We start from the raw sequence: 26,606 nt of genomic DNA, 5'->3' as shown, positions 1-26,606 counted from the left end.
CCTTCCGATGAGGGGTATCAGCGATACCACGAGGAAGATAACCACGGAATTCCCTTGATAGCAACAGTGCGCTACCGTCGATACGTGACCAGCCCCACTCCTCCGACCGACACGCGCCTGCGCATCGTCGAGGCGGCCGCCGGCCTCCTCCGCGATGAGGGCCCCGCCGCCGTCACCACGCGAGCGGTCGCCCAGGCGGCCGGGCTGCAGGCCCCGGCGATCTACCGCCTCTTCGGCGACAAGGACGGCCTGCTCGAGGCGGTCGCGGAGCACGTGCTGGCCACCTGGGTCGACTCCAAGGCGCGGACGGTCGAAGCGGCCGTCGCCGGGGGCGTCGACCCGGTCGAGGACCTGCGCTCGGGCTGGGCCGCGCAGGTGGAGTTCGGCCTGGCCAACCCCGCGCTCTTCCGCCTCCTCAGCGATCCGGGCCGCGCCTCCGGATCGCCGGCCGCCCTCTCCGGGCGGCGGGTCCTCGCCGCGCGCGTGCAGCGAGTGGCCGCCGAGGGCCGCCTCCGCGTGCCGGAGGAGCGCGCCGTCGGCCTCATCCAGGCGGCGGGCACCGGCGTGGTCACCACCCTGCTCTCCACCCCCGCCGCCGACCGCGACCCCGGTCTCGCCGACGCCGCGCTCGACAGCGTGCTCGCGGGGATCCTCACCGACCCGCCCTCCCCCGGCGACGGCGGGCGGCTCACCGCCCTCGTCGGCGTCCGGGCCCTCGCACCGGAGCTCGCCGGCCTCACGCCCGCGGAGCGCCTGCTGCTCGCGGACTGGCTCGACCGTGCCCTCGCGGCGGCCGCGCAGGAGTGACGGGCGCGCAGGAGTGACGGGCACGCAGGAGTGACGGGCACGCAGGAGTGACGGCCGCGCTTCCACCACAGGAGTGACGGGCGCCGTCCCGCCGCGGGGACGACTGCGCCTCCGTCCCGCAGAGGCGCGGGCTTCGCGGCTAGGCGCGCCTGCCGTCGGGCGGGAGGATCGACGCCTGGATGAGCGGCACGGGGAAAGGAGGGCATGTTGAAGCTGTGGAGCGCATCGAACGCGTTCCTCTACCTCGGCAGCGTCAAGGAGAACGACTTCCTCCAGAACGTCTCCGAGCTCGTCGGTGACTACGACCGCGAAACGACCTCCGCCAGCTATAACAAGGGCGTCCGCTCGACCTCGACCGCCTTGAAGCGCGAACGGATCCTGACCGTGGACGAGCTCGGAGCGATGCCCCGCGGCCGCGCCGTGATGCTCTCTACTGGCTCCCGCGCCGCGCTGCTGCGCACCGTGCCCTGGTACGAGGGCACGAAGGAGAAGGTCGCAGCGATCAAAGCCAGACGTGTTCTCGGGCGCGGACCGGCTCGTCGCTGACGAATGTGCTTGTGCTACGCGCTGCGGCGGGAGATGAGCGAGTGCTCGACGACGATCTCGCTCGGGTGCGCCGGAGGGCCGTTCCGGATGCGCTGAGCGAGGAGGTCGACGGCCGTCTTGGCGATCTGGCGGCTGCCGGGATCGATCGTGGTGAGGGCGGGTATCGCGTAGGCGGCGGCGGTGACGTTGTCGAAGCCGACGACGGCGATGTCCTCCGGTACGCGGATGCCGCGAACGTGCAGTGCGTGCAGTGCCCCGAAGGCCAGGGTGTCGTTGAAGCAGAAGACGGCGTCCAGAGGGACGCGGGAGTCGAGCAGCTGCGTCATCGCGACGGCGCCGTCGGCGTGGTGCCACTCGGTGGCGACCGCGACGAGGGCGGGGTCGAACGGGATCGCGTTCGCCTCGAGGGCACCGCGGTATCCGTCCAAGCGGAGTGCTGCGGCGCTGACGGATCCGCCGGCGGGGTTGCTGCCGATCGCGGCGATGCGCCGGTGTTGGCGGTCGATCAGGTACTGCGTGGCGGTGGCCGCGGCGGCTGTGTTCGCCATGGTCACGTGATCGACCGGGCCGTCGAAGATCCTGTCGCCCAGGAGAACGAGTGGGCGGTCCCCGACGAGTACTTTCTCGTCTCCGGGGCCGAGTGCGTGAGGCTGGAAGATCAGTCCGTCCGACAGCTGGCGGCTGGAGCCGGAGAGGACGGCGATCTCGGCGTCTCGGCGCGCTCCGGTCTGCTGGATGATCACGGTCCAGCCATGCCGCTCGGCCTCCGACATGATGACCGTCGCGAGCTGGCCGAAGTACTCGATCGCGAGATCCGGGATCGCGAGGGTGATGAGCCCGGTCTGGCCGGTGCGCAGTCCGCGCGCGGAGACGTTGAGTTGGTATCCGAGATCGCGGACTGCCTTGAGGACGAGATCGCGGGTCTCGGGTCTGACGTTGGCGTTGCCGCTGAGCACGTTGGAGACCGTGCGAGCGGTGACGCCTGCAGCAGCGCCGACATCGGCCATGGTCACCGGGCGGGTTCGCGATCGCGGCATCGGCATCATCCCTCCCATGAGCGTTCCCCGATCATCCCAGGTCGACGGTCGGCGAGAGGCGCACGGTCACCCAGGCGATGGCGGGGATCCGGAGTGAGAGGACGCCGTCGGTCAGCGCTACGGCGAGGGGCCGCGGAGTGACGGTGTCGGGGAGCTCCGCCGAGTTCGTCGCGAAGGGGTCCTCGTGTCGGAGGATCAGTGCCTCCGTCACGGTGAGGGCGGGGAACGCGGTGAGGTCGACCGTGGTCTCCGTGACGCCGTCGGTCGCGCGGTTGACGATCATCAGGTCGAGGGAGCCGTCGGCGTGTGCCGCTGCGGCGAAGGCGAGGACGGGAGCGGAGTCCTCGCCCCCTCCCGTGCTGTCCGCCTCGACGACGGCCCGGAGCGCGGTCGCGCCGGCGGAGCGCCGCGCCTGGGCGAACGGCCAGAAGGTGCTCTGCCGCCAGGCGGGGCCGTCCGGTTCGGTCATGATCGGACCGATGACGTTCACCAGCTGAGCCATGCTCGCTGCACGGACGATGTCGGCTCTGTTGATCATGCTGATGAGCATGTCGCCTACGACGACGGCGTCCGCTGCCGTGTAGCGGTCCTCGAGGAGTCGGGGCGCCTCCTCCCATTCGAGCCCTCCGGCGACTCGTTCATCGTGTGCGACGAAGTCCCACACGTTCCACTCGTCGAAGGAGATGGCGATCGGACGCTCTGATCGCCTCTGTGCTCGGACCTGTCCGATCGTGTCGGCGATGGCGGTGATGAAGCGGTCCATGGCGACGCCGGAGGCGAGGAACGCGGAGAGGTCGCCGTCGTAGCGGAAGTACTGGTGGCACGAGACGAAGTCGACGTGCTCGACCGTGTGCAGCAGCACCTCCTGCTCCCAGGCTCCGAAGGTGGCCATCCGGTCGTTCGAGCTGCCGCAGACGATCAGTTCGAGGTCGGGGTCGAGTGCGCGCATGGCGGCGGCGGTGCGGGCGGCGAGGCGCCCGTACTCGCCGGCGCTGAGATGGCCGATCTGCCACGGCCCGTCCATCTCGTTGCCGATGCACCAGAGCCGGATGTCGTGCGCCTCGTCGGCGCCGTTCGCGCGCCGCTCGTCCGAGAGAGTGGTGCCGCCGGGGTGGTTCGCGTACTCCAGCAGGTGCAGGGCCGAGCGGATTCCGTCGGTCCCGAGATTCAGCGCCATCATCGGCTCGACGCGCGCCGCCCGGCACCAGCGGACGAACTCGTCGATCCCGAAGCGATTCGGCTCGACGGTGTGCCAGGCCGGATCGAGCCGGACGGGACGATTCTCGACCGGACCGATGCCGTCGCGCCAGTCGTACGCCGAGACGAAGTTGCCGCCCGGGTAGCGGACGGTCGTGACTCCGAGCTCCTCGACGAGCGCGAGGACGTCGGTGCGGAATCCGTCGGCGTCGGCACTCTCGTGCGAAGGATCGAGCAGGCCGCCGTACACGCCTCGGCCCAGGTGCTCCACGAACGATCCGAAGAGCCGCGGATCGATCGTCCCGACCGTGAAGGCGGGGTGCACGATGCCGTGCGCTCGGTGGACGGGGTGCGAGGTCATGGCCATTCCGTTTCATCGATGAACTGGTGCGCACAGTATGCACGCCTCGACCAGCACACCGCGATCCGAAAGGGATGGTGTCGAATGTTGACGGGGTCGGCCCGGCGGCTCTACTATCGCCGACAGCGGTCCTCGATTTCATCGATGAAATGCCTGCACCAGGTGGCCGAGTCAATGAAGACAGTGAAAGCGAGGCACGTCGTGAGGCGTCACAGCACCCGGATCAGCATCGTCGCAGCGGTCACAGCCGCGACTGCGGCCCTTCTTCTCAGCGGCTGCACGCCGTCGTCCGCGGGAGGCGCCTCGGCCGGGAACGGCGGCGACACCTTGACCGTCTGGCACTACTACTCCGTCGACGGACAGACGGCCGGCCTCGACGACCTCGCGTCGGACTTCGAGTCGACTCACGACGGCGTGCAGGTCGAGAACGTCTACGTCCCGTTCGATCAGCTGACGAACAAGCTCGTGCAGGCTGCCGGAACCGGGACGGGTCCGGACGTGGTCGTCTACAACGCGGCCGACACCTACACGCTCACCGAGGCGAAGGCGATCGAGCCGATGAACGACTGGTGGAACGAGTACGCCGACGCCGGCCAGTTCCCCGACGCCGTCGTCCAGAAGGTCGGCGACGACGTCATGGGCGTGCAGGGCTTCGTGAACCTGATCGGCCTCTGGTACAACCAGGACATCCTCACTGAGCTCGGCGTGCAGCCCCCGACCACCTTCGACGAGCTCGAGGCCGACCTGGCCCTCGCGAAGGCAGCCGGCAAGGACGGGATCACCCTGACCGGCAAGGCGAACTCCGAGGGCGAGTGGCAGGCGTTCCCGTGGCTCTCGCGGGCAGGCTGGGACTACACGACCCCCGAGCAGGAGCCCCTCGAGGACGCCTTCGGGATGGTCCAGGACTGGACCGCGAAGGGGTACCTCACCAAGGAAGCGGCGACCTGGGACCAGACGGTCCCCTTCCAGCAGTTCGAGGCCGGCAACACGGCCTTCGCGGTGAACGGCAACTGGCAGATCGCCTCCGCGAAGAAGGACGCATCCTTCGAGTACGGCGTCGTCCCGATCCCGGTCGGCGACAAGGGCTCCGTGTATCTCGGCGGCGAGGTGCAGAACGTCGGCGCGTTCTCCAAGAACAAGGAGCTCGCGCAGGAGTACCTCGAGCAGGAGTTCTTCTCGAAGAAGGGCCAGCTGACGCTGCTCGACGCATTCGGATCCATTCCGTCGCGAGCGGACGCCGCCGCGGACGAGAAGGTCGGGAGCGATCCGGTCCTCTCGCAGTTCGCGACGATCCTGCAGGACAACGGTCACACCTCCCCCGACCCCGCGATCCCCTCGGAGAACGTCGCGAAGGTCCTGCAGACGGTCGGTGAATCGTGGAGTGCCGCCGTGGCGGGCAACGGGTCACCCGAACAGCTCTCGAGCGATCTGATGACCACCCTCACCCCGCTGCTCGCGCAGTAGTCCCTCACCACCGACGAACGGAGCGACCGTGAGCAGCACCTCGACCACGACCCGGAGGCGGCCAGGGGCCCGACGCGGCCGCCTCGGCTTCGCCGCCCCGGGAGGGGTGCTGCTCGCGGCGCTGTCGCTCTACCCCATCTACCTGCTGCTGAGGATGAGCGTCAGCGAAGTCAGCTCCGGGACGCTCAACGGCGCCTGGCCGTTCATCGGCGCGAGCAACTTCCTTGCGCTGCTCGAGGGGTCCGAGCTCGGAGGAGCCACGCTGAGGACGGCCGCCTTCGTGGTCCTCGTGACCGTCGTCGGTGTCATCGGAGGCCTCGGCGCGGCGATCGCTCTGCGCTCGTCCCGCCTGGGTAGCTCGTTCCTCCTCGGGATGATGGTGTTCATCTGGGCCATGCCGCCCGTGGTGAACGGCAGCATCTGGAAGTTCCTCCTCGCCGATCAGGGTCTGGTCAACACGCTCGTGCGGGCGACCGGCCTCTCGGCGGAGGGCGTCCCCTTCCTCTACGACGCGAGGTTCGCGCTGCTCTCGGTCGCGATTGTGAACGCCTGGGCCGTCATCCCCTTCAATGCGCTGGTCTTCCGGTCGGCTCTGCTGGGCATCGACCCCGAGATCCTCGAGGCGGCCTCGGTCGACGGCGCGAGCCGCTGGCAGGAGATCCGGAGCATCCTCATCCCCGCGGCGCGGCCGACCGCCGTCATCCTGGCGATCCTGACCGTCGTCTACGCCTTCCGCAGCTTCGACTTCATCTACGTGATGACCGCCGGCGGCCCCGGAGACGCGACGTCCACGCTGCCCTACCTCAGCTACTCCCAGGCCTTCGTCCAGCACGACTACGGACTTGGTTCCGCGACGGGCATCATCGCCCTCGCCATCGTGGCGGTCCTCGCCGTCGTCTACGTCCGATCGACCAGGAGCGAGTCCTGATGAGCACCCTCACCGCCCCCCTGACCCGCCTGCGAGGCGGCGCTGCGACCCGCGTCGCGCGACCGTCCCGCACCCGGGAGCCGGTCGCCTTCACCGTACGCGTGGTGCTCTACGTCCTGTACGGGCTGCCCCTTGTCTGGATCGTGCTCACCTCCCTCAAGCGCCAGGGCGACGTGGTCGGCGGAGCGATCCTCTCGGCGCCCTCCTTCGACGCCTATGCGGAGGCGCTCGCGAACCCCGCCCTCGCGACGGCGCTCGCCCAGTCGGCGCAGATCGCCCTCGGGACCACTGCACTGGTGCTCGCGCTCGGCGTCCCGTTCGCCTACGCGCTGCGCCGCGTCGACGGCGTCGTCGCCGGTCTCGTCCTCGGGCTGCTGATCTTCCTGCAGATGGTGCCGCAGACGGCGAGCATCATCCCTCTGTTCGCGATCTTCAGCAGGCTCGGTCTTCTGGACACCACCGCCGGTCTCGTCCTCGCCGATACGGCGATGTTGCTGCCGTGGGCCGTGCTGCTGCTGCGACCGTTCTTCGCCGCGGTGCCCGACGCCATCGAAGAGGCCGCCTCCATCGACGGGGCCGGTCGGCTGCGCACCTTCTTCGCCGTCGTCGTCCCGATCGTTCGAAACGGCATGGCGACGGTCGGCTCGCTGATCTTCCTCGTCGCCTGGGGCGAGTTCCTCTTCGCGATCAACCTCTTCCTCTCTCCGGTCAACTACCCGATCAGCGCTCTCATCGCGCAGCAGACGTCGGGGTACGGGATCGACTGGCCCGGGCTGATGGCTCTCGCGGTCATCTCCTCGCTGCCGCTGCTGGCCGTCTACGTGCTGTCGTTCCGGCTGCTGCGTGAGGGCCTCGCCGTCGGCAGCGTCAAGTAGCAGTCGTCCTTCCTCTCGTCCCGCGCCACTCGTGAAAGATCCCGTCATGACCTTCTCCCCAGCCCTGCCCGTTGACCCGGCCGCCGGGACCCTGACACCCCTCGCCATCGACCGGGTCCAGCTGGACCCGGAGGGGTTCTGGGGACGTCGGGTCGCCGTCAACGCGACCGCCACCTTCGAGCACAACCTCGGCTGGCTGGAGCGCGCCGGATGGCTGCGCAATTTCGAGCTCGCCGTCGGGGGCGGACTCGCCGAAGGCCGTCGCGGACGCGAGTTCGCCGACTCCGAGGTCTACAAGACCCTCGAAGGGCTCTGCTGGCACACCGCCGGACGTGAGGACCCGGAGACCGAATCGATCATCCGCGCTCTCACCGCCCGCATCGTCAGTGCGCAGGAGAGCGACGGCTATCTCGGCACCCGCTTCGGCCGGCACGGTCAGGCTGAGCGTTACAGCGACCTCGAGTGGGGCCATGAGCTGTACAACGCCGGACACCTCCTCCAGGCCGCGGTCGCGCGACTGCGCACCCACGGTGAGGACGGGTTCACGCAGGCCGCGCGCCGTCTCGCCGACCACATCTGCTCGGAGTTCGGGGCGGACGGCCGCCAGACGGTCTGCGGACATCCGGAGATCGAGGTCGCGCTCACGGAGTTCGCCCGCGCCACGGGGGAGGAGCGCTACCTCGAGCAAGCCCGCGTGTTCTTGGACCGCCGCGGTCACCAGAGCCTGGAAGACGTCGAGTTCGGTCGCGCCTACTTCCAGGACGACGTCCCGATCCGCGAGGCCAAGGTCCTCCGCGGACACGCGGTGCGCGCCCTCTACCTCACGTCCGCGGTGGTCGACGTCGCCGTGGACACTGATGACGCCGAGCTGCTCGCGATCGTCGAGCGGCAGTGGGAGGCCACAGTCGCACGCCGGACCTACATCACCGGTGGAATGGGCTCGCATCACCAGGACGAGGCGTTCGGCGCCGACTTCGAGCTACCCAACGACCGCGCGTACTGCGAGACCTGCGCCGGCGTGGGCTCGATCATGCTCTCGTGGAGGTTGCTGCTCGCCACCGGCCGCCCGCGCTACGCGGACCTGATCGAACGCACTCTGCACAACATCATCGCCACCGCCGTGTCCGAGGACGGCCGCTCCTTCTTCTACGCGAACACCCTCCACCGGCGCGAGCCGGGCGTCGCGTCCTCCCCGGAGGAGCAGTCCAAGCGCGCGGACTCCAGTCAGCGGGCGGCGTGGTTCGACGTCGCCTGCTGCCCCAACAACCTCGCCCGCACCTTCTCCTCGCTGTCCGGCTACCTCGCCACCACCGATGCGAAGGGTGTGCAGCTGCACCAGTACGCGTCCGCCACGATCTCCGCCGCTCTCCTCCAGGGAGACGTCTCGATGGAGGTCTCCAGCGACCTGCCGGAGCGGGGGCGAGTCGCCGTGACCATCACGCGCACACCCGTCGAGCCGTGGACTCTGACACTGCGGATCCCGACCTGGGCGACGAACGCGGACGTCGTCGTCGTCTCCGCCGACGGGGATGCTGCCGAGACGCCGACCGGACCGTTCCACGGCACGCTCCACCTCGAACGGCGTTTCCGCGTCGGCGACCGGATCGAACTCGACCTCCCCTTCGAACCCGTCCTCGTGCAGCCCGACGAGAGGATCGATGCCACCCGCGGCACCGTCGCCGTCCAGCACGGACCGGACATCCTCTGCCTCGAGTCCGTCGACCTCCCCACCGGCGCCCACGTCGACGACATCGCCCTGGACGCCGGAGCGGTCCCGATCGCACGAGAGGGGCGTGTGACGCTCGCCGGCAGCGTCGCCGAACGCGACGAGCACGAATGGCCCTTCTCCAGAATCCCTCGAACCCCGCACCGACGGCCGTTGACCGTGGCGCTCACCCCGTACCGGTCGTGGGGATCCCGAGGTCCCGTGTCGATGCGCATCTGGCTTCCCGTGAACCACTCCTGATTCCCGGGCGAGCTCCCACCGCCGGGCGGATCCTCGCTCCTCTGCGGCGGCCGCCGGTCACCGCATCCGCACTTCGACGAAGAAGGCAGGACATGTCCCTCCTCTCACGCAGAGCCTCTCGGCTGCTCGCGGCGCTCACGATCGGCGTCATCGCCGCAGCAGGATCGGTGGTGGTCGGCCAGACCGCCGACGCCGCCACCAGCTACCCCTACACGCTCGCCTCCGACAAGATCCGCGCGAGCTTCGCCGCGGACGGGTCGATGCAGTCGCTCAAGATCGTCGGCGACCTACACGACACCGAATACCTGATGAACCCGGACAGCGCTCCGGAGCAGGCCCGCGAGACGAACAGCAAGTACCGCCAGTGGTTCGGGAACCTGATGTTCTCCTACGCGAACGGCACGGGAGCAGTGTCGACCACCGGTGTCGGCGCGAACCCCTGGAAGACCGCGTGGACCTCCCAGTCGGCCGACGGCCGCACCGTCTCGGCGACGTCGAGCAGTGTGACGGTCACCCACCAGAACTCCACCAACGCGGAAGGCGTGAAGGGCTTCACCGTCACCGAGACGTACTCTCTCGCCTCCGACGGCTCCCTGGTCTGGAAGCAGGACGTCAAGAACACCGCGGCCACGCAGCTCGTCATCGGCGACTGGGGTGTCCCCGTTCCCGGCAACGAGCTATGGAGGCAGGGCGACTCGATCTACGAGACCCGGGTCCTCACACACTCCTACGTGGGTAAGAACGGCTCCTACGTCACTCTCGAGCGTCCCAGCGGCCAGGGCCCGTTCATCGCCATGACCGCCGACACCGCATCCGGCTCCGGCTTCGAGTACCAGGACCGCTGGCGCACCGAGGAAGTCGGCAACACCTCCTGGGCCTGGAACTCGGCGAACGAGAGCTCGAACATCAAGGGCCTCAACATCTACTACCCGCACTCCACCGCGATCCAGAAGACCAACCGCGGCTACCTCAGCTCCACCAGTGTCGCCATCGCGCCGGGCGCGACGAAGAGCTACACCTATCGCATCGGCAAGGTCGATGACGACGCAGCACTCAAGCAGACGATGTTCGATCGAGGGCTGCTCGACACCACGGTCGTCCCCGGACTCATCGTGCCCATCGACCGGCGCGCAGAGATGGCGTTCCGGATCAAGGGCACCATCACGTCAGTCACCGCGCGCAACCGCAACGACCTCAAGGGGTCAGCGCCCACGAACCCCGTCGTGACGTTCTCCCGGAGCAACGGCGACTACCGGATCTACGGGATGACCTTCGACCGCACGCAGCTGGGCGCCAACGACGTCACCGTCTCGTACACGGACCAGACCGGCGCCGCGCGGCAGTCCGTCCTCCAGTTCTCCGTGATCGACAGTGTCGCGGGACTCCTCGACACGCATGCGAAGTTCATGGTCGAGAAGACCCAGTGGAAGCCGTCCGACGGACTCTCCGCGAGCGACATCCGCAACTACACCTTCGACGACTGGATGATGAACGCCCCCGACGGCAGCCTCGCCACCACGACGAACGCCCCTCAGGGCCGCCGCAACGAGTACGCCGGCTACTACGGGCTCGGCGACGACTGGGGACTCCCGCACGGCCAGTTCCTCGCGGAGAAGCTCGTCGCCCTGCCCGACGCCACCCAGATCAAGGCCCTCGACGACTACCTCCAGAAGGCCGTCTGGGAGAACCTGATGGGGAACACGTCGCCCAGCGCCGCGCCGAAGTACACCGTCTACGACTTCTGGGAGCAGGGGAAGCCCGGCAGCCTGAACACCACGCCCGGCTACCGCGGCTACGCCTACCCGCACGTCTACAACACGTTCTTCGGCATGTACAACATCGCCAAGCAGAACCCCTCCGCGATCGCCTACGCCCACCCCGCTCAGTGGTACCTGACGACGGCCTACGGGATCTTCAAGGAGCTCTACGAGGGACCCGTCGCCTACAACTGGGAGACCGGACTCATGGGTGAGCTCTCGACACCCGATCTCATCGCCGCATTGCGCGCCGAGGGACTGGACACGCAGGCCAACGACATCGAAGCGAAGATGGCGATCAAGTACGCCAACTTCTCCTCCAACGCCTACCCCTACGGCTCCGAGTACAGCTACGACAACACGGGGGAGGAGGCGGTCTACACCCTCGCCAAGCTCAACGTGAACGACGACAAGACGAACGCCCTGCGCGTCATGCGCGACATCGTCGCCAAGACGGAGGCCGCCCGCGGACGCATGCCCGTCTGGTACTGGTACTCCGACCCCACCACCATCACGGGCGAGAACTGGTGGCAGTTCCAGTACAGCGCCTCCCTCGCCGGCTACACGATGGACGACTACATCAACCACACCGCAGCACTCGAGACCGGAACCACGGCCATCACCGCCGCGCGCCGCGCCGAGCTGCAGCGCCTGAACTACGCCGGCAAGGTCGCAGGACTCGCGACCATCAACTCCGGCCAGATCAGCAACGCGCCGGCCAACGTCGGAGCCGCATCGTGGTCGTACCAGGCCGAGCGCGGCAACCTCGGCACCCTCGGGGTCGGCGGAGGCGCGAACGTCAAGCTGAACAACGGCTGGCGGGGCATGACCGGCGAGAGCGATCTCGGACTGTGGGGCACCCTGCAGACCCTCAGCGCCGACGTCGTCACCGATGACCCGATCTTCGGAGTCGTCGGATACGGAGCGGACGTCTCGCGGGACGCCTACTCCACCACCGTCATCCCGAAGGACGGCCTGCAGCGCCGCCTCAACCTGGTGACCCAGCAGCTGTCGGTCGACCTCGAGAACGACGCCTACTCGCAGGCGATCGTCGGCTCGAACAGCGCCGACCTGCGCCTGGACATGCTCAACCGCACCGGCACCGCACACTCCGGCATCGCGGAGGTCAGCGGCCTCGCGCAGGGCAGCTACGCGGTCATCGTGAACGGCGTGCGCCAGCGCACCGTCAACGTCTACCGGCCCGCCTCTCTCGCGGGAACGCTTCCCGCGCCGGTCCGCGTCCCGTTCGATGCGCCCGCCGGCAGCACGTACATCGTCCACCTGGTCTCGACCGCCCCGGGCGCGAATGCGGCGCCGACCGTCAACGCCGGACCCGACCAGGCCGGGCTGTCCCTCGGACTCGATCCGATCCAGCTCAGCGGATCCGCCTCCGACGACGGACTCGGCTCGCCGAACGGAACCCTGACGACGCAGTGGAGCGTGCAGTCTGCTCCTGCCGGTGCCACCGCGACCTTCGCGTCGCCGACTGCTCGCCGCACGTCTGCGTCGGTGAGTACCGCCGGCAGCTACGTGTTCGCACTCCGGGCAAGCGACGGCGTCCTTGCGACCACCGACACGGTGTCCGTGACCGTTCAAGCCCTGCAGCCGCTCCCGGCCGACTGGGTGACCTACACCTTCGACTCATCGTCGAACGGCACCGTCCCCGACGCCTCCGGCAACGGCAACGCGCTCGCGCTCAAGGGGACGGCGGCAACCGCCACCGACGGCACGGCGAGCGTGCTGCGGCTGAACGGAAGCGACGGGGCCTTCGCCCAGCTGCCGTCGGACATCCTGTCACGCTCGAAGGACCTGACCATCTCGATGAGGGTGAAGGTCGATTCGATCTCCACCTTCAGCCGGCTGTTCGACTTCGGCAGCAGCACCCAGAAGTACGTGTTCCTCACGCCGAAGTCGACTGACGGGAAGCTAGGGCTCGCCCTCACGACCTCCGGTAATGGAGCGGAGACACGGATCTCGACGAACTTCACGATGCCCGCTGGGCAGTGGACCGACATCAAGGTGACCTTCAAGGCGAATACGAACGGCACGACGACGGGAACGATCTTCGCCAACGGAGTGCAGGTCGGGCAGAACACCGCCATGCCGCTCGCTCCGAAGGACCTAGGCCGCACCAGCGGCAACTTCCTCGGCAAGTCACAGTTCCCCGACCCGTACCTCGCCGGCAGCTTCGACAGCTTCGAGATCGACGGAGTCGTGCGCTGACGACACCCGAAAGACCAGCGCTGAACCGCTCGTCGCCCCCTCCTCACGCGGCGACGAGCGGTTCAGCACCTCTTCCCGCGCACAACTTCTGCGCATCAGCCCTCGCCCGCTGGCGCCACCGAGGGGCGAGCTGGTTGAGGTTGCTCGAGACGTACCCGATCGTGCTGCGGATGTTCATCAGATCCGCGGCAACTGACTTGAACTCCGCGTCCGTGATGACCGCGTCCTCGGCCGTCGCGGACTCGAACGGGGAAGTGCGACGCCCGCAGCGGGTCGAGCAGGCTGTCGCCGGCGACTACTCGCCGTCCTTCGCCCTCGCGCTGATGCAGAAGGACGCGGGGCTGATCCAGGCCTACGCGGACAGCGTCGGCGCACCCGTCCCCGGCGTCGCGACGGCCCGCCACTACATCGACGAGGCGATGGCCGCCGGCTTCGGCGGGGAGAACGCCTCGGCGCTGATCAAGGCGATCGCCGCGGAGGCCGACGTCGACCTGACCCGGCGCTGACCCTCCGTGCCGGGGTGCCCCTGCCCGGCCGTGACGGCCGCCGCAGGGGCTCCCCCGGCACCCTCCCCGTCCCGGCCGCGCCGCGTGCTTCACTGGAGGGATGACCACGCGTGACGACCACATCGCCGACTTCGCCGAGTTCCTGACCGCCTCCCCCTCCTCCTACCACGCGGCCGCCGCGGCGGCACGTCGCCTCGAGGGAGCCGGATTCACGGGGCTGGACGAGACGCAGGCGTGGCCCGCGGGGCCCGGCCGGTACTACGTCGTCCGCGACGGCGCGATCATCGCCTGGCACCTGCCCGAGGGCTCCGGGGCGACCACGCCCTTCCGCATCCTGGGCGCCCACACCGACTCCCCCGGCTTCATGCTCAAGCCCCGGCCGACGATCGGCTCGAAGGGCTGGCTGCAGGCCGGCGTCGAGATCTACGGCGGCCCGCTGCTCAACTCCTGGCTCGACCGCGAGCTCGAGCTGGCCGGGCGCGTGGTCACCCGCGACGGCTCGACGCGCCTGCTCCGGACCGGCCCGCTGCTGCGGATCCCGCAGCTCGCGATCCACCTCGACCGCACGGCGAACGAGGGACTCACCCTCGACCGCCAGAAGCACACCGTCCCCGTGTTCGGCATCGGTGACGCCTCCGAGGTCGACCTGCTCCAGCTGCTCGCCGCGCACGCCGGGCTCGACGACGCCTCCGACATCGCCGGCTACGACCTGCTCACCGCCGACACGCAGGCGCCGCGCCGCTTCGGCCTCGACGAGATGTTCCTCGCCGCCGGGCGGATGGACGACCTCAGCTCCGTGCACGCCGGCCTCGTCGCACTCCTCGCGGCGAGCGCCGATCCCGCGGCGCCGCCCGCGCACATCAGCGTGCTCGCCGCCTTCGACCACGAGGAGCTCGGCTCAGCGAGCCGGTCCGGAGCGAGCGGGCCGTTCCTCGAGGACGTCCTCTCGCGCATCGGCAGGGCCCTCGGCGCCGGCGTCGACGAGCGCGCCCGGGCGATCGCCGCCTCCTGGTGCCTCTCGGCCGACGCCGGCCACTCCGTGCACCCCAACTACTCCGAGAAGCACGACCCGTCGAACCAGCCGGTCGCCGGGAAGGGGCCGCTGCTCAAGATCAACGCGACGCAGCGCTACGCGACGGATGCGCGCGGCGCGGCGCTGTGGGCGGGCGTCTGCGAGCGCGCCGGGGTCGGGTACCAGGAGTTCGTCTCGAACAACTCGGTGCCGTGCGGATCCACGATCGGCCCGCTGACCGCGACCCGGCTCGGCATCTCCACGGTCGACGTGGGAGTGCCGCTGCTCTCGATGCACTCGGCGCGCGAGCTCGCCCACGTGGACGACCTGGTCGCCCTGACCGCGGCGATCGAGGCGTTCTTCACTCCCTGAGCCGGGTCCGGCGCGACCGGGATACCGCGGCCTGGAGCACCCACCGGGCGGACCCTGCGACTCCGCTCAGTCGCCGGGCGGCCGGCGGCGCTGCCGCTTCGTCTCGGAGCGCTGCTGCTTCGCGGCGAGCCGCCGGCGGGTGGAGCCGCGCGTGGGCCGGGTCGGGCGCCGCGGGGCGGAGGGAGGCGCGAGGGCCGCGGTGATGATCCCGCGGAGCAGCTCGAGGGCCGTCTCGCGGTTGCGCAGCTGCGAGCGCTCCTGCGCCACCGTGACGGTGACCGCCCCGGAGACGAGCCGCCGCCCGAGGCGCTCGAGCAGGCGCGAGCGCTGCTCGTCCGAGAGGGCCGTCGACTCCTCGACGCTCCAGGTGAGCTGCACGCGGCTGTCGGAGGTGTTCACGTGCTGCCCGCCGGGCCCGGAGGAGCGCGAGAACCGCCACTGCAGCTCCGATGCGGGGACGACGAGCCCCGGCCGCACCTCGAGATCCATGCGGCAAGCCTGGCACGCGCCCACCCCGGAGCGGCAGCGCCGACGATCCGCTCCCGGGTGCGGTGTCCTCTTGCGGACGTGTCCGCTACAGGCTCTTGTCCCCGCCGTGGTCACGTCCCGACACTGGAGAGGTGCCCGGGCGGGCGCATCGGCCGACTCCTCAGTGCCACCCGAAGGCGTCGAGGGGTCGGCCGCACGGCTCGGTCCCGCGGGAGCTCAATCGCGCGGCACCGTCTCGGCGAGGTCGATCTCGCCGTCGTCCAGCGCTCCCGGCTCGAGCGCCTCCGGATCATCGAGCACCGGCTCTCCGGCACCGGCGTCGCCGTCGCGGGTGCGCGAGTCCGCCGCCCACGCCGTGCCGAGCGCGAAGAGCGTCGCCACTCCGTAGTGCTCCATCGCTGCGGCCACGCGGCGGCGGCCGGTCCGAGGATTCATGCCGAGCCGGTGCGACGCGGTCTCGAGCGTGACGCCCTGGCGCATCAGCCGGAGCAGCGGCAGCCAGCTCTGGTCGACGGCTCCGATCGGAGCGGCCTGCCGCCACAGCACCTCGAAGTACGACTCGACCAGCCCCGCCAGCGCCGCATGGCGCACGCCGAGCACGCTGGTCGGCTTCGTCTCGCCCCACTCGAACGGGACGGCGAGGTGGTCGCCGTCGACCCAGAACCAGCTCGGTGGACTCTCGAGGAGCCGGTACTCGACGCCCGCCGCCTGGTACGCCTCCACCCGCGCGAGCACCCGCGGGTCGCGCGCGCCGGCGGCCGGCATGATGACCCGTACCCGGTCCTTCGCCGCGAGCGCGTGCCCGAAGCGGATCGCCCGCTCCGTCGGCGGGTCGAGGAACCGCTCCACGTTCGGGAGCACCGCCACGAGCGAGCCGGAGTCGCGGCGCACCAGGTCGAACCAGAGGTCCTCGGACGCGTGCGGCCCGTGGCGGAGGAGGGTCGGCACGGGATCCGACGTGTCCTCGCCGACCCGCCAGGCGCCGAGCAGCATCGGCAGGCCCGCGACGACGCGCTCGATCCCGTCCAGGGACTCCCTGCCCGCCCGCCGCGCCGACTCCGTGTGCCGGGCGATGGCCGCGGCCGCCCACTCCATCGGCGCCGGGAAGTCGAGCTGCTCGCCCTCGCCGCCCATGAGCCCCCGGCCGCGGAGCCGCTCGATCGCCGCAGCGACCTCGGCCTCGTCGATGTGGGTCAGCTCCGCCGCGTCGGCCAGCGTCGCCGGCCGTCCCCGCAGCAGCGCAGCCAGGAGTCCGTCGTCGTCCATGCGTCTCCTTCGCCGTGGGCCGTCACCCGAGGGTGCCGTCTCCGCGGTCGAGGAGCAAGGGACGCGCGGCGGACGGCGGGGAGCGGCCAGGCGGGGGCGGCGGATGAACTCGTGACGAGCACGGACCTCGGCTCACCTGAGGAGACCAGCCGGAAGATCAGGGCCGTCCCTGGTTCTCCGTCTTGATGCCTCCCCAGGCCTACTGTTCTGCGACGTCCCGTACGCGACCGGACTCCGAGCCCTTGAGAGAGGAGACGTCTGTTCGACTTCAGACGCTCGGGCTCCCGTCGTCGAGGTCCTCGTGGTGGCGGTCGACGTATCCAGCCATGCCGGGGACCGTGAAGGCGATCTGGCCGTGCTCGGGTGAGTAGACCAGTCCTTTGCTGATGAGCGCGGCACGGTAGGGCCCGAGGCTGGTTGTCGGGATACCCATTCGCTGCGTGACGAGAGCGGTGGAGGAGGGTCCCTCACCGTCGGCTGCCATGGCGCGGAGCATTCGTCGCTCTGAGCGCGTGGCTCGCTGCCATCGTGAGCGGAAGAATCCGGCATCGAGCTGTTCGGTCCCGTACTGCACTGCTGCCGTGGCGTCGGCCAGAGTGACAAGACGACTGGAGAGGTTCCATGCGGCCTGCCCGTACTCCTGAATGAAGTACGGGTAGCCGCCTGCGGCTTCGAGGAGAATCTCGAGCGCATCGGGAGCGAACTCAGCGCCGAGCCGCTCCGCGGGCTCTCGGAGAGCGTGCGCCGCATCATCGCGAGAGAAGGTGCCTATCTGTCGATAGTTGAAGAGGCGCTCGGCGTACGAACGCGTCTCCGTGAGGACACGGGGGAGATTCGGGAGGCCGGCGGCGATGATGTAGAACGGCCACTCCCGCTGGTTCGCCGCATGCTGAGCGGCGATGAGCGCACCCATCGTCTCCGCATCGAGGTCCTGCATCTCATCGACGAACACACCGAAGGCACGACGACGCTCCCCCAGAGCGGTGGAAACGTCTTCGACGAGCTCGAGGAGGTCGACTTCAGCGTCGCCGGAGTCGGCACGTCCGTCGTTGAGTGCGACTCCGAGTTCGATCCCCGTTGCACCGACCTTCGCATTGAACGAGGAGATCGTGCCGAGCGCTTCTCGCATCAGCGCCGTCGGCTTCGAGCGGGTGAGCTTGCGAGCGGACACGACGAGCTCTCGAGCCAGGGCACGCCGTACGGCCCGCGCGCCGCCTTCATCCCGACGCGCCTCGAGGCGCACCGTGAGCCACTCGAACGACTCCGCCATGCGGTGCATCTCGTTCAACAGCACCGTCTTGCCGACGCCGCGGAGGCCCGTGAGGACGATGCCGCGATCGCTCATTCCATGCGTGACACGAGCGCGGATCGTGTCGAACGCTTCGAGCTCGCCAGTCCGACCAACGAGCTCGGGCGGCCGCCGACCGGATCCAGGGCTGTAGGGGTTCTGCTCAGGCAACATCTAGCCGATGATAGTCACCTCTAGCCGAAACCTAATTCATCGCTATCGACTGCAATCGTCCGCGCCGGCGCCACGTGGTGGCGACCATGCGATGCTGCGAACCCCCGTTCCAGCTTCCCTTCGAGTCGCCGCCGGGCAGCGCATCGGACCCTGCACGCTGAAGGGCGAGCGCGAGCCATGTCCGCTCCGACCGAGGATCGGCTCGCGCCGTCGATCCGGGTTCGGCCGGGCGCATGCTGCTGCGGTCACTCGGACAGCAGCGGGATCGAGCGGCCCACGCGCCTGCCGTACTCGGCGATAGCGCGGCCGACGGGGAGCCGCTCGGCCTCGTAGCGCTGGAGCGCCTCGTCGACCGGGTGCCGCGCGAGGGAGGCGGCGAGGGCCAGCGCGTCGCCCGCCGCCTTGGCCGCGCCCATGGCCGTGTGCGGCCGCACCGTCACGGCGGCGTCACCGAGGAGGGCGACCCGGCCGCGGACCGTCCGCGGCGGGACGTAGTCGACGATCGCCTGCAGGAAGGGCTGCGACTCGGCCAGGACGGCAGCCGCGAAGGGCGGCGGCAGGCGGTCGACCGCGTCCTCCTCGAGCCGGCGGCGGAGATCGGGAGCGAGGTCGCCGGGCGCGAGGGACACGCTCTCCGGTGGACGGCCGGACGCCGTCATCACTCCGCGGAGGGCGTCCTCGGAGAGGGGCCGGTACCAGACCCAGTTGTAGCGCCGTCGGCCGGGCTCCACCTCGCCGGCGGGTCCGGGGACGAGGTATCCGAGCATGTGCTCGCCGGGCGCGGTGTAGAAGGCGAAGCGTCCGAGCAGAGTCGCCGCGGCCTCGGCGGGGAGCGCCGACTCCGGGATCAGCCCGCGCCAGGTCGAGTAGCCGACATAGCGGTTCCCCGGCGCCTCGGGCGCGACCGCCGCGCGCACGACGGATCCGAGGCCGTCGGCTCCGATGACGACGTCGAACTCCAGGCCGCTCCCGTCGCGCAGCTCGACGACGACCGGGTCCGTCCCGGTCGAGGGGCGCACCTCGGCGACGGCGTGGCCGAGGAGGTAGCGGTCGGCGGGGAGCCGCGAGCGGAGCGTGTCGTAGAGGTGGTCCCACGACACCTGCGTCTGCGGGGAGGGGTCGCGGCCGATCACGCGCCCGGAGCGGTCGAGGGTGATCCGCTCGTGCGCGACGACGCCGACCCGCGCCTCGTCGTCGCGGCCTATCGCGTGCAGGAGGTCGATCAGGTCCTGCTGGGCCACCAACCCAGCTCCCCGCCGCGACAGCCCCGTCGCCGACCGCTCGAGCACCGTCACGCGGTGCCCGTCGCGGACGAGCAGGGCCGCGGCGAACAGTCCGCCGATCGAGCCGCCGACGATCCCGACGTCGAGCGGGCGCACCGCTCCTCCTGCTGCCATGAGCGCGACCGTACCGGCGAGCGCGCGGCGCCCGTTCCTACAGACGGCGGAACAGCGCGGCCTCAGGACGCATCAGCCCGGAGATCCGGAGAACCTTGGATAGCCGTGCCTCGCGAACTCAGCGACCATCACTGCACAGCTCTCTCACCTAGACGGATCAGAAGGGTCTTCGCATGGGCATTCATCGGTTCGGGTGAATCCGGCTCGTAGCGGAAGAGTGCGGTTCCCGACCGATCTGCAAACGCGAAAGCAGACCTGGTGAAGCCGGACTTGGAAACAATGACTGGTTTTTTCTGATCGATCATCGATGCACCGCACAGATCTCGCACCGCGGGTTCGGAAATCGGTCGCGTCTGATACTTCACCTGCACGATGAGATCGACGGACTCGATATCGATCCCTCCGTCCCTGGATCCGCGTCCCAACCGGGCACGTGCAACGCCTTGGCGGATCAGCCAGCGCCAGACCTCCCGCTCAGCCTCTCTCCAAGGCCGGTCCTGGTTCGTGGATGCTGCCAGACTCCGCGGATAGCCGTAGTTGCCGCCGGGTCCTGAGTCCGGACCGCGGTGCCAGACCGGTCCATCCGACCTCGGCGGGGTCGTGGGTTCGACCAACGAGCCGAAGGCCAGTTTCTCCCCAGCGGACATGATCAAGAGCTTGGGCGGTCGCGGAACAACCTCGGCAGATCGCTCCTTCTCGCGGTGACGCTCCCCGAGGTGACTCCTCGCCTCGGAATCCGACATCCCCACGAAACTGAGCGGAGGCGGACCTTGACGCACCGGTTGCCGGAGCAACGACAGCGCCACGAGTCGACTGTTCGTCTTCCAGGACGCGACCGCCGCTTCTACCAGTTCCCTCGCGCCGAGTTTCCGATGCGCGGCACGATCGCGAGGGGCGAGCTGTGACCAGAGTTCTTGAGCGGTCGACTGGATCTCAGCCCTGACGGCCTGCTCACTGGTGAGCCGCACCAGCGACGATCCGAGAGCCTCCACCCGCGCAAGAGCCTCACCCAGCTGCAGCTCGCGTCCCACGCCACGACTCTAGTGAGAGCAGCCGTCCCCAGGCGATCAGTATCGAACAAGCGGTCGAAGACGCCCGTGCGCCCACCGCATCCTTCGCGGGCAGGAAGCAGCGAGCGCGAGAGTGTCGGCGGACGGCTCGTTCGAGACGGTGACGAAGAGGGAGAGACCTCGGCGGTTCTCGCGTGCGCCGTTCAAGCGTTCTCCGCACTCAAGGGGGTGCTCCGAATGTCTCTGCTGACACCTGTGTCCTGGCTGATCATCGCCGCGAACGATCGGGAACACCAGAGCGCCCGCGAACACGCCGACAAAGATCCCGTACGCCGTATCGCCGGCCCCCTCAAGTGCGGTCGTCCACCCGCAGCGACCGGATCATCCCGCGGAGCAGGCGCGCCGCCGCCTGCCGCTCCTCCTCCGCGAGCCCCTCCAGCATCCGCAGCTCCACCCCGCGGACGGCGGCGGACGCCTCGGCGAGGCTGCGGCGTCCGCGCTCGGTGAGCCGGGCGGGGAGCACCTTTCCGACCGGAGCCGCGTCGGGGCGGGTGACGACGCCGTCGCGCTCCAGAGTCTGCAGCAGGACGTTCATCGACTGCCGGGTGACGAAGGCGCCCCGCGCGAGCTCCGAGTTCGAGAGGCCCGGCCGCTGGGCGAGGAGCTCGAGGCAGGAGTAGTGGGTGACCGTCATCCCGAGCGGGCGGAGCACGGCCTCCATCGCCGCGCGCAGGGCGCTCGACGCCTCCTTGAGGAGGTAGCCGAGCGAGGTCTCGAGGTCGATGCCGTCTTGACTCATGTCAGTATCCTGACATACGCTCCGGTGTGTCAGAAAGCTGACACAACCGAGGAGGAACCCCATGCCCGTCACCGGCCCCGACTTCGTCTCGCTCCAGGTCCGCGACCTCGCGGCGTCCCAGGCGTTCTACGAGCAGTACCTCGGCCTGGTCCGCTCGCCCGCCGGCCCGCCGCACGCCGTCGTCTTCGCGACGACTCCGATCGCCTTCGCCCTGCGCGACCTCGCGCCCGGCACCGACCTCGACTCCGCCTCCCGCCCCGGTGTGGGCGCCGCGATCTGGCTGCACGCGACCGGCGTGCAGGAGATCCACGACGCGCTCGTCGCCGACGGGCTCGCCGTCGTCGCGGCTCCGATCGACGGCCCGTTCGGGCGCACCTTCACCTTCGCCGACCCGGACGGGTACCACGTCACCCTGCACGACCGCGCCTGAGCGGGACGGTGCGGACCGCGCCTGAGCTGAGCGGGGCAGAGCGGGACGGGACGGGGCAGAGCGCCTCAGCCCATCGCGCGCAGCTGGGCGGCGAAGAGGTGCAGCGAGCGGTCGACCTCGGGCAGCGCCGGCGTCCGGTTGAGGTGCCCGTGGGGCATGCCGGCGGCCAGGTGCCCGGTCACGGCGACGCCCGCCTCCGCGAGCTGGCGCAGGAGCAGCTCCGCTGACCCCCGCAGCTCGTCGTACTCGTTCACGAGGACCGTGACCGGAGGCAGACCCGCCAGCGGCGCGGAGCCGGGCAGCGCCTCGACGGGGAGGTCGGAGATCCGCCCGAGGTAGGTGCGCACCATGCCCTCGATGCTCGACGGAGGGAAGCGGAGGACCGGCGGCAGCTCGCGCAGCTCGGCCGCGATCGCGTCGTCGACGGCGGGGTTGGGGAAGTGGGCGAAGGGGTAGGCCAGGAGCACGTGCTCCGGCAGCCGCGCACCGGCGTCGCGCTCGCGGAGGACCGCGCCGAGGGCCAGGGCCGCTCCCGCGCTCGCGCCGCCGATCGCGACGGGCGTGGATCCGGACTCCGTGCTGCGGAGGTGCCGCCAGGCGGCGTGCACGTCGTCGAGCGGGACGGGGTAGCGGACGTCGGGGCCGGCGAGCCGGTAGTCGACGGAGACGACCCGGGCCCGCGCCCGGTGCGCGAGCTCCGCCGCGACGACGTGCGACTCGCGCATGTCGACGCTCCCGGCGGCGAACCCTCCTCCGTGCACCCAGAGCAGAGCGCGCTCGGGCGCGGCGGGCGAGTACACGCGCAGCGGGACCGGTCCGTGCGGGCCGGACGCGGTCTCCGTGACGACGTCGATCCCCTCGGGCAGCCACCAGGGCCCCGGATCCTCCTCGAACGCGGCCATGCGGGCGGCCTGCTCGGCGTCGAGCGGATACGCGAGGCCGGCCAGGAGGGGCAGCCGGGCGGCGAGATACGGATCGAGCGGCATCGGCGCCTCCTGCGGGGTCGGGGTCGCGGACCACGCTAGCCCGGCCGCGGGTCCTCGAGCGGCGCCTGCTCAGCCGCGTCGCTGCAGGAGCATCACGCCGTCCAGGAGCACGGCTGCCGTGCCGTCGGGAGCGGTCACGGCGCGCTCCCTCGTCTCGACGAGCTCCGCGGTCCATTCGGCGGGGTCGAGGGCCAGCTCGGCGAGCTCCTCCTCGGGGCCGACGAGGTGCATCGCTCGGTGGCGGTGGTCGTCGCCGCTCGCCCACGGCGGGGGTGCGGCGTGCGAGACGACGGCGAGGCGGCCGCCGGGAGCGACGACGGAGGCCGCCCGCCGCAGCACGTCGATCCGCGGGAACTCGGCCATCGAGTGCAGGAAGCTCGCCGTCACCAGATCGAACTCCCCCACGACCGGCCAGTCCTCGGCGAGGTCGGCCTGCACGAAGTCCACGTCGGCGCCCCGCTCGGCCGCGGCCGCGCGCGCCCGGCCCAGCGCCGTCTCGGAGAGGTCGAGCCCGGTCACGCTCCAGCCGAGCGACGCCAGCCACAGCGCGTCCGCCCCCTCGCCGGCGCCGAGGTCGAGGGCGCGGCCCGGCGGCAGCGAGCCGACCAGCCCGACCAGCGTCGCGTTCGGCCGGCCCGACCAGATCCGATCGGAGTCGGCGTAGCGCGCCTCCCACTGCTCGCGTGCGGTGCTCATGCTGCTCCTCGTCCCCGGGCGCAGGGGCACCCGCGTCGAGGATGCCGCGCCGCCGCTCCGGCCGCCAGCCGTCGTGCCGAACCGGCACGGGCACCCGTCCCGCGGACGACACGGCCGGACGGAGCCGCGGCGCCGCGCGGACCCGCCGGACGCACTTCCCCGACACGCCCCGCGCCGATTAGCGTCGGTGCATGGCCCTCCGACTCGAAGAGATCATCGTCGACTGCACCGACTTCCGGACCCTCGGGCACTGGTGGCAGGAGGCGCTCGGCTGGGACGTCGTGGACGAGGACGAGGACGGTATCGAGCTGCTCGCCCCGTCGGGCCGCGGGCCGAGCCTCCTCTTCCTCGACGTACCCGAGCGCAAGACCGTGAAGAACCGCCTGCACCTGGATTTCGTGCCGGACGACCAGGAGGCGGAGGTCGCGCGGCTGGTCGGCCTGGGGGCGACGCGGTCCGACGTCGGGCAGGGCGAGCAGTCCTGGGTCGTGCTCGCCGACCCGGAGGGCAACGAGTTCTGCATCCTCTCGGCGCGGGAGTGAGAGCGCTTCCACTTTCCAGGACGGTTGTCGGGAAAGCGCTTCCATGCGCATGTATAGAAAAAGATTCTGAAATGTCAAGGGTAGAACGATCGTTCTCGACTCCCTAGCATCGCCTCCGACGCGTTTCCCGACCGGGAGCGCGCGGAGCCGAGGAGTCACCGTGACCACCTACGACAGACCCGTCGCCGCCGTCGGCATGACGCAGTCGCAGCAGCAGGGCGAGCTGCTCGCCGGCCGCGCCCTCGAGAACCGCGCCTTCGGCCTCTACGCGTACGCCTACCGCCTCACGCTGTCGGACTCCGCGGCGAGCGCCGCCCTCCGCCACGCGGCGGTCACCGTCCGCAGCGGACGGCCGCAGGGACTCGACGACACGGGCGCCCTCGACCTGATGCGCTCCGAGGTCGGACGCGCGAGCGTGCAGCGCGGCGGCTCCGCGATGGAGCGCGCCGAGCAGGCCCCGCCGGCGATCCGCGAGGACGACCTGCTGCGCTCGGGCTTCCACCGCCGCCTGCACGCCCTGCCGACGCTCGAGCGCCAGGCCTGGCTGCTCCGGCACACCGGCGGCCACGACGTCGACGCGATCGCGGCGATGCTGCAGGAGCCGGCGGAGCGCATCCGCTCGGCCCTCGCCTCGGCCGCCCGCACGCTGGTCGAGGGCGAGCTGGCCGAGAGCGAGTCCGCGGAGTAGCGCGGCACGAGGTGCCCGAGAGACGCCGGGTCCAGCCGGCGGCGCCCCTCAGGCGTCTGGGACCCGGCCGCGACTCGGCACGACCGGGAGGACGGGGTCAGTCGAGGTAGTCGATGTCGTCCCACGGCTGGTGGACGTCACCGGTGTCGCGGTCGTCGTCCGGCACCTCGAGCTCCTCGAAGATCACCGGAACACCCGTCGAGATCAGGACGCTGACCTGGCGGTTGCCCACGATCACGAAGTCGACGAGGCCTCCTCCGGCCTGCGTCGCCTCGGTCGCCGACCGCTTCAGCTCGGCGACGTCGGTCCCCTGGGACAGCCCGTAGGTCTTGCCCTCGATGGTGACGGTGGTGCGGATCATGTGGCGCTGCTGCTCCTCGGCTCGATGGATTCAGCGTACGAATCGCGACAGAGCGCTGCCAGGCCTTGCGGTGGAGGCCCACGGCTGCCACGGGTGAAGGGGCCGGCTGAGGCGAGCGGCGTCCGGAGCCGAGGCCGGAAGCAGCGTGACGGGCCGCTCGGGCGGATCCGCCGCTCCTGACCTCGGTTCCGGACACCGGGCGGCGGAGTCAACCGGGCGCGCTCCACGGAGCTCCCGCCGTAGCGTGGAATCTGTCCGCACGTTCCGCATCCAGCGACAAGGAGGATCCGATGACCGAGAAGAACACTCCCGAGGACCCGCAGACCACCGACCCCGAGCACGTCGACCCCGAGACGGCCACCGACCCCGAGGGCGACCCGGTCGAGAACCCGTCGGGCTGACGCCCGCACCGGAACGGCCCGCGGCCACCGGGACACCGCTGAGAAGGCGGAGTCCCGGAGGTCGCGGGCCGTTCCCGTGTCCGGCGCCGCCATACTGACGGAGTGCAGGCTGAGGACGACGAGCGCAGGGATCTCGAGCGGATCCTGTCGGCCCGACCCCGCGACGACGGCGCCGACCGGGACGAGCGGCGCGAGGCGCTGCGACGGCTCGGCGAGCTGGAGGCGGAGGACGCTCCTCCCGGAGTGACGGGGTCCGGCGCGCAGACCGGCGCCGCGCCGTCCGTGGCACAGCCGGGCGCGGCGCATCCCTGGACGGCGACCGACTCGCTTCTCCCCCTGCCCGCGACCGCGCTCCCGCTGTCGGCGACCGCCGGCTCCGGGACTCCGGAGTCGCCCGCCGAGCACCCCGACCGGCCGGCCCCGCGGACGCCGCACCCCCGCCGCCGCCGCCTCGTGCTCGCCGCCGCGATCGTCGGCGGAGCCGCGGTCGGCGCGATCGTCTCCACCGCGCTCCTCCTCCCTCCGCCCGCGGACCCCGTCGCCCCGCCGACCGCCTCCGCGGATCCCGCCGACCGCTTCGCCGCGCTCGTCGAGGGCTGGGAGCCGACCACCGACGTCCCGCCGGGCCTCGCCCTGCTCGCCGGGGAGGCCACGGTCTACGGCTCCGGGTTCGACACCGCCGAGAACGACCGCCTGCTGATCACCGAGCCGAACGGCACCACGGTGTGCCTCGCCGTGCAGCGCCCGGACGCGTCCTTCTTCGCCGGCTGCACCGGCTCGGAGGCGTTCTTCGCCGGGGAGCCCCTCCGGGTCAGCGGCACGACGCTCCGCAGCGGCGCCCCGGTGTACACGCAGATCCTGCTCCGCCCGGACGGGACGATCGAGGGCGGCTACCAGCTGGTGCCGGAGTCGCCGCAGCCCGAGGCGGCGGAGTCCGGAACGGTGGAGTCCGGGTCGGTGGAGTCCGGGTCGGCGGACCCCGCGACCAGCGAGCCCTGAACCGCCGAGCCCGCGACCAGCGAGCCGTG

At 70.6% G+C, this 26,606-nt stretch carries 24 protein-coding genes; 13 read left to right on the top strand and 11 right to left on the bottom strand.

Features of this window, described 5'->3' with window-relative positions; all coding sequences use genetic code 11:
- The first annotated feature begins 84 nt into the window (after nt 1–84).
- Nucleotides 85–807: a TetR/AcrR family transcriptional regulator gene (locus tag C5C37_RS05565; RefSeq protein WP_104260519.1), complete on the top strand. Its 723-nt coding sequence runs from the start codon at nt 85–87 to the stop codon at nt 805–807.
- Between the two features lie 204 nt (nt 808–1,011).
- Nucleotides 1,012–1,353 (top strand): TraM recognition domain-containing protein, encoded by a 342-nt coding sequence (locus tag C5C37_RS05560; RefSeq protein WP_104287999.1) that lies wholly within the window; start codon nt 1,012–1,014, stop codon nt 1,351–1,353.
- A gap of 14 nt (nt 1,354–1,367) precedes the next feature.
- On the opposite strand, the gene C5C37_RS05555 is transcribed toward C5C37_RS05560, so the two are convergent.
- Both C5C37_RS05555 and C5C37_RS05550 read right to left on the bottom strand, forming a co-directional pair.
- A complete protein-coding gene (locus C5C37_RS05555; protein ID WP_104224058.1) occupies nt 1,368–2,390 on the bottom strand; it encodes a LacI family DNA-binding transcriptional regulator in 1,023 nt (340 codons plus the stop codon).
- 31 nt (nt 2,391–2,421) lie between these two features.
- Complete coding sequence (locus tag C5C37_RS05550; protein ID WP_104224059.1) at nt 2,422–3,948, bottom strand: alpha-N-arabinofuranosidase; 1,527 nt, start codon at nt 3,946–3,948, stop codon at nt 2,422–2,424.
- Nucleotides 3,949–4,149: 201 nt separating this feature from the next.
- Between C5C37_RS05550 and C5C37_RS05545 the strand changes: the two genes are divergently transcribed.
- From C5C37_RS05545 to C5C37_RS05515, 7 genes are all read left to right on the top strand, one after another.
- Nucleotides 4,150–5,412, top strand: coding sequence for an extracellular solute-binding protein (locus C5C37_RS05545; RefSeq protein WP_181074959.1), 1,263 nt, complete (start codon nt 4,150–4,152; stop codon nt 5,410–5,412).
- A gap of 28 nt (nt 5,413–5,440) precedes the next feature.
- Nucleotides 5,441–6,340, top strand: a complete 900-nt coding sequence (locus tag C5C37_RS05540) for a carbohydrate ABC transporter permease (RefSeq protein ID WP_146082254.1) — start codon at nt 5,441–5,443, stop codon at nt 6,338–6,340.
- Nucleotides 6,340–7,215, top strand: a complete 876-nt coding sequence (locus tag C5C37_RS05535) for a carbohydrate ABC transporter permease (RefSeq protein ID WP_104224039.1) — start codon at nt 6,340–6,342, stop codon at nt 7,213–7,215. Before C5C37_RS05540 ends, C5C37_RS05535 begins: the two co-directional genes overlap by 1 nt.
- Before the next feature lie 46 nt (nt 7,216–7,261).
- A complete protein-coding gene (locus C5C37_RS05530; protein WP_104338601.1) occupies nt 7,262–9,181 on the top strand; it encodes a glycoside hydrolase family 127 protein in 1,920 nt (639 codons plus the stop codon).
- A gap of 92 nt (nt 9,182–9,273) precedes the next feature.
- The gene (locus tag C5C37_RS05525) at nt 9,274–13,161 is read left to right on the top strand and encodes a DUF5695 domain-containing protein (RefSeq protein ID WP_104338600.1); all 3,888 of its coding nucleotides are present in this window, start codon (nt 9,274–9,276) and stop codon (nt 13,159–13,161) included.
- A gap of 254 nt (nt 13,162–13,415) precedes the next feature.
- Nucleotides 13,416–13,667, top strand: a complete 252-nt coding sequence (locus tag C5C37_RS05520; protein WP_181027148.1) for an NAD-binding protein — start codon at nt 13,416–13,418, stop codon at nt 13,665–13,667.
- Nucleotides 13,668–13,767: 100 nt separating this feature from the next.
- The gene (locus C5C37_RS05515; RefSeq protein WP_104338599.1) at nt 13,768–15,051 is read left to right on the top strand and encodes a M18 family aminopeptidase; all 1,284 of its coding nucleotides are present in this window, start codon (nt 13,768–13,770) and stop codon (nt 15,049–15,051) included.
- 66 nt (nt 15,052–15,117) lie between these two features.
- On the opposite strand, the gene arfB is transcribed toward C5C37_RS05515, so the two are convergent.
- The 6 genes from arfB to C5C37_RS05485 all read right to left on the bottom strand — a co-directional run bounded on the left by arfB (nt 15,118) and on the right by C5C37_RS05485 (nt 21,474).
- Nucleotides 15,118–15,540, bottom strand: coding sequence for an alternative ribosome rescue aminoacyl-tRNA hydrolase ArfB (arfB, locus tag C5C37_RS05510; protein ID WP_104309199.1), 423 nt, complete (start codon nt 15,538–15,540; stop codon nt 15,118–15,120).
- Nucleotides 15,541–15,756: 216 nt separating this feature from the next.
- Nucleotides 15,757–16,806, bottom strand: coding sequence for a hypothetical protein (locus C5C37_RS05505; protein ID WP_104225861.1), 1,050 nt, complete (start codon nt 16,804–16,806; stop codon nt 15,757–15,759).
- 268 nt (nt 16,807–17,074) lie between these two features.
- On the bottom strand, nt 17,075–18,268 hold the full coding sequence (locus C5C37_RS05500) for an ATP-binding protein (protein WP_104225860.1): 1,194 nt from the start codon (nt 18,266–18,268) through the stop codon (nt 17,075–17,077).
- A 245-nt stretch (nt 18,269–18,513) separates the two neighbouring features.
- Nucleotides 18,514–19,665: an FAD-dependent monooxygenase gene (locus C5C37_RS05495; RefSeq protein ID WP_219814465.1), complete on the bottom strand. Its 1,152-nt coding sequence runs from the start codon at nt 19,663–19,665 to the stop codon at nt 18,514–18,516.
- Nucleotides 19,666–19,793: 128 nt separating this feature from the next.
- A complete protein-coding gene (locus C5C37_RS05490; RefSeq protein WP_104338597.1) occupies nt 19,794–20,696 on the bottom strand; it encodes a restriction endonuclease in 903 nt (300 codons plus the stop codon).
- 328 nt (nt 20,697–21,024) lie between these two features.
- Nucleotides 21,025–21,474 (bottom strand): MarR family winged helix-turn-helix transcriptional regulator, encoded by a 450-nt coding sequence (locus C5C37_RS05485; RefSeq protein ID WP_104338596.1) that lies wholly within the window; start codon nt 21,472–21,474, stop codon nt 21,025–21,027.
- Nucleotides 21,475–21,535: 61 nt separating this feature from the next.
- Here C5C37_RS05485 and C5C37_RS05480 point away from each other — a divergent pair, with 61 nt between their 5' ends.
- Nucleotides 21,536–21,904 carry a VOC family protein gene (locus C5C37_RS05480; protein ID WP_104338595.1) on the top strand — a complete coding sequence of 123 codons (369 nt, stop codon included), beginning with the start codon at nt 21,536–21,538 and terminating at the stop codon, nt 21,902–21,904.
- A 65-nt stretch (nt 21,905–21,969) separates the two neighbouring features.
- Here the strand turns inward: C5C37_RS05480 and C5C37_RS05475 are convergent, their stop codons facing one another.
- Together C5C37_RS05475 and C5C37_RS05470 are read right to left on the bottom strand one after the other, a co-directional pair.
- The gene (locus C5C37_RS05475; protein WP_104338594.1) at nt 21,970–22,890 is read right to left on the bottom strand and encodes an alpha/beta hydrolase fold domain-containing protein; all 921 of its coding nucleotides are present in this window, start codon (nt 22,888–22,890) and stop codon (nt 21,970–21,972) included.
- Nucleotides 22,891–22,959: 69 nt separating this feature from the next.
- On the bottom strand, nt 22,960–23,586 hold the full coding sequence (locus C5C37_RS05470) for a class I SAM-dependent methyltransferase (protein WP_104338593.1): 627 nt from the start codon (nt 23,584–23,586) through the stop codon (nt 22,960–22,962).
- Nucleotides 23,587–23,777: 191 nt separating this feature from the next.
- On the opposite strand from C5C37_RS05470, the gene C5C37_RS05465 reads away from it, so the two are divergent.
- Nucleotides 23,778–24,128, top strand: coding sequence for a VOC family protein (locus C5C37_RS05465; RefSeq protein WP_104224051.1), 351 nt, complete (start codon nt 23,778–23,780; stop codon nt 24,126–24,128).
- 160 nt (nt 24,129–24,288) lie between these two features.
- Complete coding sequence (locus C5C37_RS05460; protein WP_104282873.1) at nt 24,289–24,816, top strand: hypothetical protein; 528 nt, start codon at nt 24,289–24,291, stop codon at nt 24,814–24,816.
- A 97-nt stretch (nt 24,817–24,913) separates the two neighbouring features.
- Here the strand turns inward: C5C37_RS05460 and C5C37_RS05455 are convergent, their stop codons facing one another.
- Nucleotides 24,914–25,177: a hypothetical protein gene (locus C5C37_RS05455; protein WP_104224053.1), complete on the bottom strand. Its 264-nt coding sequence runs from the start codon at nt 25,175–25,177 to the stop codon at nt 24,914–24,916.
- A gap of 503 nt (nt 25,178–25,680) precedes the next feature.
- On the opposite strand from C5C37_RS05455, the gene C5C37_RS05450 reads away from it, so the two are divergent.
- Nucleotides 25,681–26,577: a hypothetical protein gene (locus C5C37_RS05450; RefSeq protein WP_104338592.1), complete on the top strand. Its 897-nt coding sequence runs from the start codon at nt 25,681–25,683 to the stop codon at nt 26,575–26,577.
- Nucleotides 26,578–26,606 lie beyond the last annotated feature (29 nt).

Source organism: Rathayibacter sp. AY1F9 (genome assembly GCF_002932155.1).
GTDB lineage: Bacteria > Actinomycetota > Actinomycetes > Actinomycetales > Microbacteriaceae > Rathayibacter.
Note: the sequence above shows the minus strand (reverse complement) of the source record. Positions and strands in the feature narration are given on the sequence as shown.